The 15,557-nt window shown below is 53.0% G+C and carries 14 protein-coding genes; 11 read left to right on the forward strand and 3 right to left on the reverse strand.

The features are described 5' to 3' along the window. The 4 genes from gatA to Q4C79_RS11360 form a co-directional block, all read left to right on the forward strand. The coding region (gatA, locus tag Q4C79_RS11345) for an Asp-tRNA(Asn)/Glu-tRNA(Gln) amidotransferase subunit GatA (protein WP_303091131.1) at positions 1-1,353 on the forward strand (1,353 nt) is incomplete at its 5' end. Positions 1,354-1,466: 113 nt separating this feature from the next. Then, on the forward strand, positions 1,467-2,651 hold the full coding sequence (locus Q4C79_RS11350; protein ID WP_303091132.1) for a PQQ-dependent sugar dehydrogenase: 1,185 nt from the start codon (positions 1,467-1,469) through the stop codon (positions 2,649-2,651). A gap of 119 nt (positions 2,652-2,770) precedes the next feature. Continuing rightward, complete coding sequence (gatB, locus tag Q4C79_RS11355) at positions 2,771-4,198, forward strand: Asp-tRNA(Asn)/Glu-tRNA(Gln) amidotransferase subunit GatB (RefSeq protein ID WP_303091133.1); 1,428 nt, start codon at positions 2,771-2,773, stop codon at positions 4,196-4,198. Positions 4,199-4,284: 86 nt separating this feature from the next. Beyond that, the gene (locus Q4C79_RS11360; RefSeq protein ID WP_303091134.1) at positions 4,285-4,920 is read left to right on the forward strand and encodes a cold shock and DUF1294 domain-containing protein; all 636 of its coding nucleotides are present in this window, start codon (positions 4,285-4,287) and stop codon (positions 4,918-4,920) included. 98 nt (positions 4,921-5,018) lie between these two features. Here Q4C79_RS11360 and lgt read toward each other — a convergent pair whose 3' ends face one another. Beyond that, positions 5,019-5,876, reverse strand: a complete 858-nt coding sequence (lgt, locus tag Q4C79_RS11365; RefSeq protein WP_303091135.1) for a prolipoprotein diacylglyceryl transferase — start codon at positions 5,874-5,876, stop codon at positions 5,019-5,021. 244 nt (positions 5,877-6,120) lie between these two features. On the opposite strand from lgt, the gene ilvD reads away from it, so the two are divergent. From ilvD to nusB, 6 genes are all read left to right on the forward strand, one after another. After that, a complete protein-coding gene (gene ilvD / locus Q4C79_RS11370; protein WP_303091136.1) occupies positions 6,121-7,977 on the forward strand; it encodes a dihydroxy-acid dehydratase in 1,857 nt (618 codons plus the stop codon). Positions 7,978-8,104: 127 nt separating this feature from the next. Further along, on the forward strand, positions 8,105-9,958 hold the full coding sequence (locus Q4C79_RS11375; RefSeq protein ID WP_303091137.1) for an NAD(P)-binding protein: 1,854 nt from the start codon (positions 8,105-8,107) through the stop codon (positions 9,956-9,958). 240 nt (positions 9,959-10,198) lie between these two features. Further along, positions 10,199-11,083 (forward strand): DMT family transporter, encoded by an 885-nt coding sequence (locus Q4C79_RS11380; RefSeq protein ID WP_303091138.1) that lies wholly within the window; start codon positions 10,199-10,201, stop codon positions 11,081-11,083. Positions 11,084-11,130: 47 nt separating this feature from the next. After that, the gene (locus Q4C79_RS11385) at positions 11,131-11,457 is read left to right on the forward strand and encodes a DUF2185 domain-containing protein (protein WP_303091139.1); all 327 of its coding nucleotides are present in this window, start codon (positions 11,131-11,133) and stop codon (positions 11,455-11,457) included. Positions 11,458-11,466: 9 nt separating this feature from the next. Beyond that, positions 11,467-11,934, forward strand: coding sequence for a 6,7-dimethyl-8-ribityllumazine synthase (ribH, locus tag Q4C79_RS11390; protein ID WP_303091140.1), 468 nt, complete (start codon positions 11,467-11,469; stop codon positions 11,932-11,934). Positions 11,935-11,944: 10 nt separating this feature from the next. Then, entirely contained in the window at positions 11,945-12,376 is a 432-nt protein-coding gene (nusB, locus tag Q4C79_RS11395; RefSeq protein WP_303091141.1) for a transcription antitermination factor NusB, read from the forward strand. An 88-nt stretch (positions 12,377-12,464) separates the two neighbouring features. Here the strand turns inward: nusB and Q4C79_RS11400 are convergent, their stop codons facing one another. Then, positions 12,465-12,707: a hypothetical protein gene (locus tag Q4C79_RS11400; RefSeq protein WP_303091142.1), complete on the reverse strand. Its 243-nt coding sequence runs from the start codon at positions 12,705-12,707 to the stop codon at positions 12,465-12,467. A gap of 292 nt (positions 12,708-12,999) precedes the next feature. On the opposite strand from Q4C79_RS11400, the gene Q4C79_RS11405 reads away from it, so the two are divergent. Then, the gene (locus Q4C79_RS11405; protein ID WP_303091143.1) at positions 13,000-14,025 is read left to right on the forward strand and encodes an NAD(P)-dependent alcohol dehydrogenase; all 1,026 of its coding nucleotides are present in this window, start codon (positions 13,000-13,002) and stop codon (positions 14,023-14,025) included. Positions 14,026-14,204: 179 nt separating this feature from the next. Here the strand turns inward: Q4C79_RS11405 and Q4C79_RS11410 are convergent, their stop codons facing one another. Continuing rightward, positions 14,205-15,338: a M14-type cytosolic carboxypeptidase gene (locus Q4C79_RS11410; protein WP_303091144.1), complete on the reverse strand. Its 1,134-nt coding sequence runs from the start codon at positions 15,336-15,338 to the stop codon at positions 14,205-14,207. Between the last annotated feature and the right edge of the window lie 219 nt (positions 15,339-15,557).

Below are 15,557 nucleotides of genomic sequence, written 5' to 3' on the forward strand. Positions count from 1 at the left end.
GCCAAAAACCCCGCCATCAACGGCTACATCACCTTAGACAAAGAAAAAACCTTGGCCGAAGCGAAAGCCGCCGATGCGCGCATTGCCGCCGGTAACGCCACCGTGCTGACCGGTGTGCCGGTTGCCTATAAAGACATTTTCTGCCAAACCGGCTGGCGCAGCGCCTGTTCCAGCAAAATGCTCGATAACTTCGTGTCGCCGTACACCGCCACCGTGGTGCAAAACCTGCTCGATGACGGCATGGTAACGCTGGGCCGCACCAATATGGACGAATTCGCCATGGGCTCCACCAACGAAACCTCGTTTTACGGCACCACCAAAAACCCGTGGAATTTGGAAAACGTGCCCGGCGGCTCGTCCGGCGGTTCCGCAGCCGTGGTTGCTGCCCGCTTGGCGCCCGCCGCACTCGGTTCCGACACCGGCGGCTCCATCCGCCAGCCCGCCTCGCACTGTGGCATTACCGGCATCAAACCCACCTACGGCATCGTTTCCCGCTTCGGCATGGTCGCCTATGCCTCCAGCTTCGACCAAGCCGGCCCGATGGCGCAAACCGCCGAAGACTGCGCGATTTTGTTAAACAGCATGGCCAGTTTCGATACGCGCGATTCCACCAGTTTGGAACGCGAAAAAGAAGACTACACCCGCGATCTGAACCAAGCGCTCAAAGGCCTGAAAGTCGGCCTGCCGAAAGAATATTTCGGCGCGGGCAACAGCGCAGATGTTCAGACGGCCTTACAAAACACCATCGATTTGCTCAAGGCACAAGGTGCCGAAATGGTGGATGTGAGTCTGCCGCAAACCGAGTTATCCATTCCCGCCTATTATGTGCTTGCATCAGCCGAAGCCAGCACCAACCTGTCGCGCTACGACGGCGTGCGCTACGGCCACCGCGCCGCCCAGTTCGGCGATTTGGAAGAAATGTACAGCAATACCCGCGCCGAAGGCTTCGGCAGCGAAGTGAAGCGCCGCATCATGATCGGCACTTATGTGTTGAGCCACGGCTATTACGACGCTTATTACCTGAAAGCGCAAAAACTGCGCCGCTTGGTCGCCAATGATTTTCAGACGGCCTTACAGCAATGCGACGTGATTCTCGCCCCCACCGCGCCGACCACCGCGCCCAAACTCGGCAGCGACATCCACGACCCGGTGCAAATGTATTTGAGCGACATCTACACCATCGCCGTCAACCTCGCCGGCCTGCCCGCGCTGACCTTACCCGCCGGCTTCGGCTCGGACGGTCTGCCTGTGGGTGTGCAGTTAATCGGTAATTATTTTGCCGAAGCCAAGATTTTGGGCGTGGCGCATCAGATGCAGCAGAACAGTGATTGGCATAGCAAAATGCCTGTCTGAAACAATGTAAACAGTCTGAAAAAACAGTTAATTGAAGTTGGATTAGCTGCGAGCCGTAGGCATAATTCAATAAAATATTTTTCAGACGGCCAACGTTGAAGAAAGGAAACGCCATGTTTGCCCCGAAACGCTTGGGTTTGCCCCTTTGCTTATTATTGAGCGCAACTGCCTGCGCCGAATCGGCCAGCAGCCAACAAAGCACCTCAAACACCGCGCCTGCGGCTTCTTCCGCTACGCAAGCGGTAAAAGCCAACCCGCAGCCAAGCGGTAAAAAGTGGCAATGGCAAACCGTGGCGCAAGGCTTGAATCATCCGTGGGCGCTGGCGTTTTTGCCGGACGACCGTTTTTTGGTGAGCGAGCGCAGCGGCAATCTGCGCATCATCGGCGCACAAGGGCAAATCGGTGCACCCATTGCCGGCTTGCCGAGCATCGACGTCGGCGGGCAGGGTGGTTTGCTGGATGTGGTGTTAGACGAACAATTCGCCCAAAACCGCCGCCTGTATTTTTGCTTCAGCGAAGCGGGTGGCAGCGGCAACAGCACTGCCTTGGCGGAGGCCAAATTATCCGCCGACAACCGCCGCTTGGAACAAGTGAAAACCCTGTTTAGCCAGCGGCCGAAAATCGACAGCAGCGCCCATTTCGGCTGCCGCATCGTGCTCACACCGCAGCATATTTATTTAGGGATGGGCGACCGTTACAGCCAAAAAGATCAGGCACAAAAACTCGATAACCACATTGGCAAAATCGTGCGCTTAAACCGTAACGGCGGCACGCCGTCGGATAATCCGTTTGCCAAACAAAATGCCGCCGCCGAAATCTGGAGCTACGGCCACCGCAATATCCAAGGCATGACTGCCGACGCCCGCGGCCGCTTGTGGGCCAGCGAACACGGCGCACAGGGTGGCGACGAAATCAATCTGATTGAAGGCGGTAAAAACTACGGCTGGCCGGTGATTACCTACGGCACCGATTACGGCGGTGGCAAAATCGGCGAGGGCATTACCGCCAAAGCCGGTATGGAACAGCCGTTGTATTACTGGAATCCGTCTATCGCCCCGTCCGGTCTGACCTTTGTCGGCAGTAACCCCTACGGCAGCGACTGGCAGGGCAATCTGTTGGCAGGTTCCCTGAAATTCGGCTACGTCGCCCGCCTGAAACTCGATAACACCCGCGTATCGGGCGAAGAAAAAATCGAAGTCGGCGAACGTGTACGCGACGTGCGCCAAGCGCCGGACGGCTTTGTGTATGTGCTGACCGACAGCGGCAACGGCAAATTGTTAAAATTGCTGCCGCAATAAACGATTTCAGACAGGCATTTCGTAAAGCTGAAATTACTTTGAAATCTAAATGTTATCAAAAGACTTGCGAAACACTTTTCAGACGCCTCGAATATTAACTCAATAATAGAAAGACCCCTATGACTTGGGAAACCGTAATCGGACTGGAAATCCACGTCCAACTGAATACGCAATCGAAAATTTTCAGCGGCGCATCGGCTGCATTCGGCGCCGAGCCGAATGCACACGCCAGCGTGGTGGAGTGTGCGCTGCCGGGCGTGCTGCCGGTGATGAACCGCGAAGTCGTTGAAAAAGCGATTAAACTGGGTTTGGCCTTGGATGCCAAAATCAATCAGAAAAACGTGTTCGACCGTAAAAACTATTTTTACCCCGATTTGCCGAAAGGCTATCAAATCAGCCAGTTGGATCTGCCGATTGTGGAACACGGCAAGCTGGAAATCGTGGTGGGCGACGAGGTGAAAACCATTAACGTTACCCGCGCGCATATGGAGGAAGATGCCGGCAAATCAGTGCACGAAGGCTTGAACGGTGCTACCGGCATCGACCTGAACCGCGCCGGCACGCCGCTGTTGGAAGTGGTGTCCGAGCCGGAAATGCGTTCCGCCGCCGAAGCGGTGGCCTATGCCAAAGCTTTGCACGGTTTGGTTACTTGGTTGGACATTTGCGACGGCAATATGGCCGAAGGTTCGTTCCGCATCGATGCCAACGTATCGGTGCGCCCCAAAGGCCAGGCTGAATTCGGCACCCGCCGCGAGATTAAAAACCTCAATTCGTTCCGCTTTTTGGAGCAGGCGATTAATTACGAGGTGGAAAGCCAGATCGAAATCATCGAAGACGGCGGCAAAGTGCAACAGGCCACCATGTTGTTCGACCCCGACAAAGGCGAAACCCGCGTGATGCGCCTGAAAGAAGACGCCCACGATTACCGCTATTTCCCCGATCCCGACTTGTTGCCGGTGATTATTTCAGACGGCCAGATGCAGGCGGCCAAAGCAGCCATGCCCGAATTGCCGAAAGAAATGGCCGCCCGTTTCGTGGCCGATTACGGCGTGAGCGACTACGACGCCCGCTTGCTGACCGCCACCCGCGCGCAAGCCGCATTTTTCGAGCAGGCGGCGCAACAAAGCGGGCAGGGCAAGCTAACCGCCAACTGGATGAACGGCGAGCTGGCGGCCACCTTAAACAAAGAAGGTCTAAGCCTGTCTGAAAGCCCGATTCAGGCCGACCGCTTGGCCGGCTTGGTGGCGAAAATCGCCGACGGCACCTTGAGCAGCAAACTGGCCAAGCAGGTATTCGAAGCGATGTGGGGCAGCGATTTGAACGCCGAAGCCATTATCGAACGCGACGGCCTGAAACAGATGACCGACACCGGCGCCATCGAGAAAATCATCGACGAAGTGTTGGCCAACAACGCCAAATCGGTGGAGGAATACAAAGCGGGCAAAGAAAAAGCGTTTAACGCGCTGGTCGGCCAAGTGATGAAAGCCAGCAAAGGCAAGGCCAACCCGCAGCAGGTGCAGGAATTGATGAAGGCGAAACTGCAATAATTTTTATTAAAGTATCAGGCTGTCTTGAAAGGCGGCCTGTTTTTGTTTGGCCGAAATATAATAAATTGATTTTAAGGGGATCACGAATGGATTTTACCGGGAAACAGTTGGAGGGTGAAATAGTGCGCTGGCTGGATGACAGGGGATTTGGTTTTATCCGTAGCAAGGCAATTGAGCAAGAGGTGTTTTTCCATATCCGTACTTACCGTGCGCCGAATAAGCGGCCGCAAGTTGGTGAGTGGGTGGTGTTTGTTGCGGAGAAGAATCAAAAAGGTAAACTGCAAGCGGTTCAGGTGCAGGAGCGGCAGTTTGTACAACGCAAGCAAATGCGACAGCGTCGCCACGTAAAGCAGCAGGTCGCTTTTGAATCCGGCCAATCTCTGCAATTGGTAGTGGTATTGACGCTGTACGGTTTATTGGCATCTTTGGTGTTCAGCGGTAAATGGCCGCCGGCCGTATGGCTTTGGTATGCCGCATTGGGCGTGCTGACTTTTTTGGCTTATCGAAAAGACAAAGCGGCTGCGCAACAAGGCAGCTGGCGGACGCCGGAAAACACCTTGCACTTATTAAGCCTGCTCGGCGGCTGGCCGGGTGCTTGGCTGGCGCAAACTTATTTGCGCCATAAATCGCAAAAGGCTGAATTCAGAGTTATTTATTATGTAACGGTAGTAATCAATGTAGTTTTACTGATTTATGCCGCCAAACACAATTTCTTTCTTTAAATTATTTTGCTGCCGTCGGATACCGAATTGCGCGGAATCTTATAAGGCAAAATGCCTGTCTGAAACCGTTTTCAGACAGGCATTTTTATAAAACTTAATTAAAGAGTCGGTTTATTGCGTTTGCCGAAATAAATAAAACCGATCACACCCAGAATAATCATCGGCAGGCTCAGCCATTGTCCCATCGATAAACCGAAACCGAGCAGGCCGAGAAAATCATCGGGCTGGCGGGCAAATTCCGCAATGAAACGGAAGATTCCATAGCCCGCCAAGAACACCATGGATACCTGGCCGGTAGGGCGCGGTTTTTTGGAAAACAGCCATACGATAACGAATAAAGCGATGCCTTCCAATGCAAATTGGTATAGCTGTGAAGGATGGCGCGGCAATGCGCTATATTCGGCCAGCCATTGCTGCCATTGCGGGTTGGCAGCAGCCATTTGCACATCTTCGTAAGCGGCTTGCGGAAAGCCCATTGCCCAAAATTTTTGCGGATCGGTTATGCGCCCCCACAATTCGCCGTTGATGAAATTGCCGAGCCGGCCGGAAGCCAAACCCAGCGGCACCAACGGCGCGACAAAATCCATTACCTGCCAGAAACCCAGCCCGCGCCGTTTGGCGAACAACCACATGGCAACCAATACGCCGAGAAAGCCGCCGTGAAACGACATGCCGCCTTCCCATACTTTGAGAATATTCAGCGGGTGTTCCAGATAAACGCCCGGCTGGTAGAACAATACATAGCCAAGCCGGCCGCCGAGAATCACGCCCAAGACACCCCAGGTGAGCAAGTCATCCAACATTTCTTTGGTAAAAAGGGTGTTGCCTGCTTTGATGCGGTAACGGCCGAGTACAATGAATAAAACAAAGGCCAGAATATAGCTTAATGCATACCAGCGGATGGCCAGCGGGCCGAGTGAAATGGCAACCGGATCGAATTGGGGGTGAATCAGCATAGCGTATTTGCCTACCTTACTTAAATAGAATCAATTGTAATAAGCGCTGCATTATACAAGAAAGCATCCGGCTCCGCCGCATAGAGTAAAACTCCGGTTCTAGAAGAAATATAAAGTTTGGTATAGAATACTGGACTTTACATTCAGTGCTCTTATTTTTTCAGACAGGCATTATCTGTTAATAACAGCCATTAGAAAAATGTGATTTGCTTATACTGAGTATTTCGATTAAGGAACCCCACACATGCCAGCCTACCGCTCCAAAACCTCCACCCACGGCCGCAATATGGCCGGCGCCCGCGCATTGTGGCGCGCCACCGGCGTGGCCGACGAAGATTTCGGCAAGCCGATTATCGCCATCGCCAACTCGTTCACCCAATTTGTGCCCGGCCATGTGCACCTGCACGACTTGGGCCAAATGGTTGCCCGCGAAATCGAAAAAGCGGGCGGCTTGGCCAAAGAATTCAACACCATCGCGGTGGACGACGGCATCGCCATGGGCCACGGCGGTATGCTCTACAGCCTGCCCAGCCGCGATTTGATCGCCGACAGCGTGGAATATATGGTGAACGCCCACTGCGCCGATGCGCTGGTGTGCATTTCCAACTGCGACAAAATCACCCCCGGCATGCTGATGGCCGCCATGCGCCTGAACATCCCCACCGTGTTTGTTTCCGGCGGCCCGATGGAAGCGGGCAAAGTAATCGGCGTGGCCAATATCGTTGACGAGCGCAAGCTCGATTTGGTCGATGCGATGGTCGATGCCGCCGATGATAACGTGAGCGACGAAGAAGTGGCCGTGGTAGAACGCTCTGCCTGCCCCACCTGCGGTTCGTGTTCGGGTATGTTTACCGCCAACTCGATGAACTGCCTCACCGAAGCGTTGGGGTTGTCGCTGCCCGGCAACGGTTCGCTGCTGGCCACTCATGCCGGCCGCAAAGAGCTGTTTCTCGAAGCGGGGCGCTTGATTGTGGAAATCACCAAACGCTATTACGAACAAGACGATGCGAGCGTGCTGCCGCGCAGCATCGCCACCAAAGCCGCGTTTGAAAACGCCATGAGTCTTGATGTAGCGATGGGCGGTTCCACCAACACCGTGCTGCACTTGCTGGCTGCCGCCAACGAAGCAGAAGTGGATTTCAAAATGGCCGATATCGATCGCATCAGCCGCCAAGTGCCGTGTCTGTGCAAAGTCGCCCCCGCCACCCAGAAATACCATATGGAAGATGTCCACCGTGCCGGTGGCGTGATGGGCATTTTGGCCGAACTCGACCGCGCCGGCTGCCTGCAAACCGATGTTTCCACCGTGCACGCGCCCACGCTGAAACACGCGCTGGCACAATGGGACGTGATGAATCCCGCCAACGAAGCGGCGCATGCGCGTTACAAAGCCGCACCCGGCGGCGTGCGCACCACCCAGGCGTTTTCGCAAAACCGCCAGTGGCCGAGCTTGGATTTAGACCGCGAAAACGGCTGTATCCGCAGCAAAGAGTTTGCCTATTCGCAAGACGGCGGCTTGGCCGTACTGTTCGGCAACATCGCCGAGCGCGGCTGCGTGGTGAAAACCGCCGGCGTGGACGACAGCATCTTGAAATTTACCGGCCGCGCCCGCGTGTTTGAAAGCCAAGACAGCGCCGTGGCCGGCATTTTGGACAACCAAATCGTAGCCGGCGACATCGTGATTATCCGTTACGAAGGCCCCAAAGGCGGCCCCGGCATGCAGGAAATGCTCTATCCCACGAGTTACCTGAAATCGAAAGGTTTGGGCAAAGCCTGCGCCCTGCTTACCGACGGCCGTTTTTCAGGCGGCACTTCCGGCTTGAGCATCGGCCACGTTTCTCCCGAAGCGGCCGAAGGCGGAGCCATCGGCTTGGTGCGCGAGGGCGATACCGTCGAAATCGACATCCCCAACCGCAGCATCCGCCTGGCCGTATCCGACGAAGAACTGGCCGGCCGCCGCGCCGAAATGGAAGCACGCGGCACAAAAGCATGGAAACCCGAAAACCGCGACCGCCACGTTTCCGCCGCCCTGCGCGCCTATGCAGCAATGACCACTTCCGCCGACACCGGCGCCGTGCGCGATGTGAGCCAAGTGGAATAATCCGTTCATGCTGTTTGCTGTTGAAAAGGCGGCGGATAGGCAAGTTTATCCGCCGCTGTTTTATTTTCGACTTTATTCCATTAACCATTGATCAAAATAACATCCATAACCAACACAGAACCCCATCATGAAGAAAACAAACAAAATCTCCCGCCGTCATTTCCTGCAAGGTTCGGCGGCTTTAACCGGCGGCCTGATGCTTAGTGCCTGTATGAAAGAAGTCTACCGACCGGCGCAACCGGAAACTGTCGCTAAAGTATATTATCCGCCCGCTTTAACCGGTTTGCGCGGCAATCACGAGGGCAGTGAAGTATCGGCTCACAGCGTAGCCCTGCAAGGTAAGTCTTACAGCCTGCCGGGAAATGCCAGCGAAAAATATGATCTGGTGGTCATCGGCGGCGGCCTCAGCGGTTTGAGCGCAGCTTATCTTTACCGCCAGCAACAACCGGATGCCAAAGTATTAATTTTGGATAACCATGACGATTTCGGCGGCCATGCCAAACGCAACGAATTCAGTTATAACAACCGTACCTTCATCACTTACGGCGGCAGCGAATCGCTGGATTCACCGAAAACCACTTATTCCGAAGAAGCCCATGCCTTGTTGAAAAGCTTAGGCGTGGACTATACGAAATTCGAACAGTATTTTGCCCAAGATTTATACAAAAAAGATTGGCAATTGAAAAAAGGCGCGTTTTTTACTGCCGGTGCATTCAGCAAAGCGGCGGTGGTTCCCGGCCTGTTGGAAGCAGACTCCGAAGAGGCGGGCGGTATTATTGCCCAATTCCCCTTGTCGGAAGATGGTAAGCAGGCGCTGGTGCAACTGTATACCGGTCAAGCCGATTACCTGAAAGGCATGAAAAAACGCCAGCGTTTGGAATTTGCCGAAACCACCAGTTATTACGATTTCCTGAAAGATACGGTAAAACTGCCTGCCGATGCGCTGGATTATCTGAAAGATTTGAGCTCGGAATATTGGGGTCATCCTATTAATGCCTTATCGGTTACCGATGCGCTGGCCGACGGTTATCCCGGCGTACAGCATTTGGGCCTGCCTGAAGAAGAGGAAGAAGAAGAGCCGTATATTTACCATTTTCCCGATGGCAATGCTTCCGTAGCACGTTTGTTGGTGCGCAAACTGATTCCGGGTATTGCGCCGGGCAACACCATGGAAGACATCGTACTGGCTAAGTTTGATTATCAGAAATTGGATTTAGCGGATAATCCGGTACGCATCCGCTTGAACAGCACCGCCTTGCTGGCCGAAAACAATAATGAAGGCGTAGCGGTGGCCTATCTGAAACGAGGTAGTGAGAATTTAACCCAAGTTCAAGCGAAGAAATGCATTTTTGCCGGTCATAGCGCACTGGCCGCCCGCATTATCCCGCAGATGCGCAATCCGCAAAAAGAAGCCGAGCTTACTTGTGTGAAAGTGCCGATGCTGTATGCCAAAATGCTGGTGAAAAACGCGCAGGCGTTTAAGAAACTGGGCGTCTATTCGCTGTATGCGCCGTGTTCGCCTTACTGCTTGGTACAACTGGACGACCCGGTAAACATTGGCGGCTACGAAGCGCCGAAAAGTACCGACGAGCCGATTATCGTTCATGCCGTACGCATCGCAACTGATTTTGAAGGCGCCACCGCCCGTGATAAATACCGTAGCGGCCGCCGCAAACTGTATGCCCAGCAATATGATGCCCTGAAAGCGCAATTGCTCGACCAGATGCGCGAACTGTATAAACTGGCCGGCGAGAACTTTGATGATGTTCTGGTTGATTTAACCCTCAACCGTTGGGCGCACGGTTACAGCTACGAACAAACCACTTTGTGGGACAGTGATGCGGTAACCGAGAAAACCACCGAAGCCATGCGAGAGCCGATCGGCAATATCTTTATGGCCGGCAGCGATGTAGGTTGGATGCCTTATTTGCAAGGTGCCGTGGATGAGGCTCATCGCGCGGTAAAACAAGCTCTAGCTTGAAAATAACCAGCTTGATTCGGAATAAAATGCCTGTCTGAAACCTTGCTTTTCAGACAGGCATTTGTGATGTATAGCAGATTAACTTAACTTTCGCTACGGCGTTGCTGCGCCTTGCCGTACTACTTGTACTGTCTGCGGCTTGCTGCCTTGTATCGAAAATTAATTAAATCTGCTATATAACGACGCTTTAGGCTCAGGTTTACATTTGCCTTTTTATTTATCGTTATCAGGAACCTCATCTTGTCAAACCAACATCCACACAATTCCTATGCCCCCTGGCTGTTGGTGGTCGGCTGCGTGATTTTCGGCATGGGCAGCCTGATTGTAAAATTCGTGCCGGTAGGCGGTTTCGCCATTGCTTTTTGGCGGCTCGCAGTATCTATGTTGGTGTTCTGGCTGTTGGCGCGCTTTTTCGGCCAACGTTTGCCCGCCAGTAAAAAAGCGCGCAACATGGCGCTGTTATCCGGCGTCTTCCTCGGCTTCGACCTCGCGTTATGGCATGAAAGTATTTATGCTGTCGGCCCCGGCATTGCCACCTTGCTCAACAGCCTGCAAATTTTCTTCCTCTCTGCGCTTGGCTTTTTTTGGTTCGGCGAAAAACTGGGCAAGCTGCAAACCGTTAGCCTGCTCATCGCCGTTAGCGGCGTGGCGCTGATTGCCAGTCCGGAATTCGGTCACAATCAGAATGCGGTATGGGGATTTGCCAGCGGGATTGTTTCCGGTTGCATGCTGGCCTTATCGATGATCTTTATCCGGAAAACCCACGAAGCTGGCCATGCCGCGTTGTTTCCTATGATGATGTTGGTGAGCGCCGGCGGTATGGCTGCGATGTTGCTGCCTTCGCTGCTGTTCGATTTCGATCAGCTTTATCCTACCACTTGTCGCGATATCGGCCTGATTCTGGTATATGGTGCAGTGATGCAATGCTTTGCTTGGGGCTTAATTGCCTATGCCGTGCCGCTGCTTACCCTTTCGATGACCGGTTTGCTGCTCTTGAGCGAACCGGTGGCTGCCTTGGTTATCGACTACTTTTTACTGAACAAACCGATTAATCCCGTGCAATGGGCAGGTGCGGCGCTGACGCTGTTTGCGATTTACCTCGGATCGCTCAAACAGAAACATTGAAAGCGTGTTAAAATAAGCGCCTTTTTCAACGACTGTTTCACCGCATCATGAACCCGTTCGCCCAAGCCTTATCCGCCGCACTCGAGTTATGCGTCGCTACCCAGGAAGTGGCCAAACAGCGTGCGCCGGTAGGATTTATGTACCGTGAAGAGCCAGTATTCGAACACGACAGCGGCTGGCGTTTCTTCGCCGGCGACGAAACCGACGAATACACTGCGGATAACCGAAATTTCCAAGTGTGCAGTCTCAGCGAGATTTTGGCGGCCAATCCCGAAATCCAAAACTTTTTACAAGAAACCGCCGGGGCGTGGGAATGGCAAGAACCGGAAGGTTTTATTCCCGTTGCCGACTGGCAGCCCGAAGCATCATCCTGAAAGAAAATCATGAACATCATTGAACCCAACCACAACGGCGAGCAGCTGCGTATCGGTATCGTACAAGCCCGGTTTACCAACGAGGTCGGTAGCGCCATGCTGAAAGTGGCCGTTGCCAAACTCGAAGAATTGGGCGTAGCGTCCGAAAACATCACGGTTACCACCGTGCCCGGCGCACTGGAAGTACCCTTGGTTTTGCAAAGCATGGCAGGAACCCAGCAATTCGACGCACTGATTGCGCTGGGCTGCATCATTCGCGGCGAAACTTATCATTTCGAATTGGTGGCCAACGAATCCGGTGCCGCCATTACCCGCGTGGCGCTCGATTACAATATTCCGGTTGCCAACGCCATTCTTACTACCGAAAACGATGAGCAGGCACATGCACGCATCGAAGAGAAAGCAAACGATGCCGCTGTGGTGGCCGTAGAATGCGGCAATCTGATTAATCTGCTGCTCAGCGAGTACGATGATTAAGGATAAAGCCATGTCCAAGACCAGCCCACGCCGCCGCGCGCGCGAATTTGCCGTACAAGCGCTGTATCAAGTGGCCCTGAGCGAAAGCAGCGTGAACGAAGTGGCCAAAAACATCCGTGAAGCCTCCGATTTCGGCCGTGCCGACGAAACCCTGTTTACCGCTATTTTCTTTGGTGCGCAAAGCAATCAAGCAGAGTATATGGGCATCATCCGCCCGCTGTTGGACCGCGATGAAAAAGACATCAGCCCCATCGAACGCGCGGTATTGTTAATGGCCTGCCATGAATTAAAAGCCATGCCGGAAACCCCGTATCCGGTGATCATCAATGAAGCCATTGAAGTCACCAAAACCTACGGCGGTACCGATGGCCACAAATTTGTTAACGGTATTCTCGATAAACTGGCCGCCCAATTGCGCCCCAACGATCCCAAACGCCACTAAGTGTAAATAAGCAAAATGCCTGTCTGAAACATGTTTCAGACAGGCATTTTATGTTTTGTATGATGTGAAGAGCCGTATCAGAAAGTAATTACAATAATCTGCGGCCAATTTTTCGAGGCCGCGCGACAAAGCGGATGCATTGCGGCAGCAGCGGAGAGGCAAATAAGGTGGAAATAGCCAAGGCCAAAGTCAATACCAAAGCGGGGGTTTGATGAAAAACATTGAAATTGAACCACTCTTGGAAAACATAGGAAACCAAGTAAGTGAAAACACTGATATAAATCAAGCCGACTGCCAGCAGTAAAGCGGCGGACAGGGGGGTATGCTTCATATCGGTCTCCGTGGTTATCAATGGCGAAATAATAATTTATCCACCCATAAAGTTGTTTGCAAACTTGTTTAAGTTTAGTAAAAATAACAAATTAAACCATTTATCTGGAATTTTAACTGCTTGAAATAGAGATAAAACTCTATTAAAACAAGCGGCTTGCTCACTGATTCTGCGCGTTGCAGCAGTGCAATCGATCTCCGTTGCTTAAGGCATATTCTGTTATGATATGCATGTTTTCGGCTGGATTTGCCAGCCTCCATTACACAATACCGGTAGAGAAAGGTAATCAAAGATGAGTGGTAATATTATCCGCGCCTACGCAGCTAAAGAGGCGGGCGGCAAACTAGAACGTTATGATTTCGACGCAGGCGAATTAAAAAACGACGAAGTGGAAATAAAAGTTGAATATTGCGGCATTTGCCATTCCGATTTATCGATGATGGATAACGAATGGGGTTTCAGCCGTTACCCCTTGGTACCCGGTCATGAAGTGGTCGGCGAAGTGGTGCGGATGGGCGATGCTGTGCGCGGTTTGAAAGTCGGCCAGAAAGTCGGCCTCGGCTGGACGGCGGAATCGTGCCAGCATTGCGACCCTTGCATCGGCGGACACGCCAATGTGTGCTTGCAAGCGGTACCAACCATCATCGGCGGTTTTCACCAGGGCGGATTCGCCGATAAAGTGCGTGCGCAATGGCAGTGGGTGATTCCGATGCCGGAGGGTATCGATTTGAGCAAAGCCGGGCCTTTGTTGTGCGGCGGGATTACCGTGTTCCAACCCTTGTTGCAACATCATATCGATGCCACCGCCAAAGTCGGCGTAATCGGTATCGGCGGCCTCGGCCACATGGCGCTCGGTTTTTTCAATGCTTGGGGCTGCGAAGTGACGGCGTTTAGCTCCAATCCGGAAAAATACGATGAAATCCGCCGGATGGGTGCCCACCATATTCTCGATTCGCGCGATAGCGGAGCGCTGGCGGCGGCGCAAGGAACGCTGGATATGATTGTTTCAACCGTAAACGTGAAGCTGGACTGGAATACTTATCTGAGCCTGCTCAAACCGCACGGGGTACTGCATTTTGTCGGTGCGACGCTGGAGCCATTGGATATTCAGGCTTTTTCATTAATCGGCGGCCAGAAAACCGTATCCGGCTCGCCAACCGGCTCGCCTGCCCAATTGCGTACCATGATCGATTTCGCCGCCCGCAAACAGGTGGAACCGGTGGTTGAAGAATTTGCAATGTCGGATGTGAATCGTGCGATGGAGCATCTGAAATCCGGCAAGGCGCGTTATCGGATTGTTTTGAAAAATGATTTTTAAGCGTTCTTTAAGCATTACTTATAGTTAAACCACTTGTTTAGTACGGTTTCGTCATACTCGGGCTTGGCCCGAGTATGACGCATGTACTTTCTTCTTAAGTGAATTCATTATGGCTAAGCGCTAAAAAAGATAAATGCCTGTCTGAAAAATGTTTCAGACAGGCATTTTGATATGTTTCATCAGTCGCGCAAATCCGGCAATACATTGAGCATGGCCGAGAGCATGGCTTCGCCCAAGCGCAGCGAGCGTTGGCCGTTCCAGCCGAAATCATCGTCCGGCAGATTGTGGTTGTCGATAAACGGCATTTCCAGCGTATAGGCCAAGCATTTGAACTGATGGCCGACCCAATTGGTGGCAAAACTCAAATCGGCTTGGCCGGGAGCATTTTTTTCATAGCCGTATTCATCTTGGAAATCGGGGCTTGCGGCGCGCAGCGCGGTTTTGAACTGTTCTTCCAAAGCGTGAATCCGTTCGTCATAGCCGGGTACGCCTTCGGTACCGGCCACAAATACATAAGGGATGTCTTCATCGCCGTGCACATCCAAAAACAGATCGACGCCGGTTTCCTGCATTTTTTCACGCACATAATACACTTCCGGGGAATATTCCAAACTGGGCGCGAGCCATTCGCGGTTGAGGTTGGCACCGGCGGAATTGGTGCGTTGGTTGCCCAAGGCGCTACCGTCGGGATTCATATTGGGCACCACATAGAAAGTGGCGTTGTCGAGCAGGGCGCGGGCGGTGGGGTCTTGCGGATCAAGCAGGCGCGACAAAAAGCCTTCGACAAACCATTCGGCCATCGTTTCGCCGGGATGCTGGCGGGCAATCACCCAAACTTTCAGATCACTTTCGGCCTGATTGCCTATGGTTAACAGGTTGATGTCGCGGCCGAGTAGGGTGCTGCCCAAATCGTCTATCTGGCACAAGCCGCTGCCTTGCGCGTCGCCCAAAAGGTTCAAATGCTGTTCGCTGGAATAAGGCTCGAAGTAAGCATAATAAACGCTATTGGCCAGCGGCGTATGTTCGACGGTGAGTACGCCGTTTTCATAGCGGGTAGGCACGCGGAACCAGTTTTGGCGGTCGTAAGAAGCGCAGGCCTGATAATACTGCCAGCCTTGCAAGAAAGCGGCTTGGCCGGCGTTTTCAAAATGCATCACGCAAGGGGTATACACCGCGCCTTGCAGGCGGAAATAAAACCATTGGGCAAAATGCGAGGCGTTGTCGGCGCGGATATCGAGACGGATATTGGCGGGATCGGATAAATCTTTGACAACGATGGAACCGCCGTCGAACTGGCTGCTGATTTTGAGCATAACGCTTGTCCTGTAAAAGGCTTGCTGGAAAATCCTGATTATAGGATTGAATCCGCTACTCTGTCATCCTGCCGAATGAAGCCGAATAAAAAAATGCCTGTCTGAAAATATTCAGACAGGCATTCCAGCGTTAATCAAGGTAATCAGGCAAACGCGAGTTTGTCGCCGTCGGCTTTCACATGAATCTCGCTGTCGGGCCGGTAAGCGCCTTCCAACAGT

The organism is Neisseria sp., assembly GCF_030523955.1.
Lineage (GTDB): Bacteria > Pseudomonadota > Gammaproteobacteria > Burkholderiales > Neisseriaceae > Neisseria.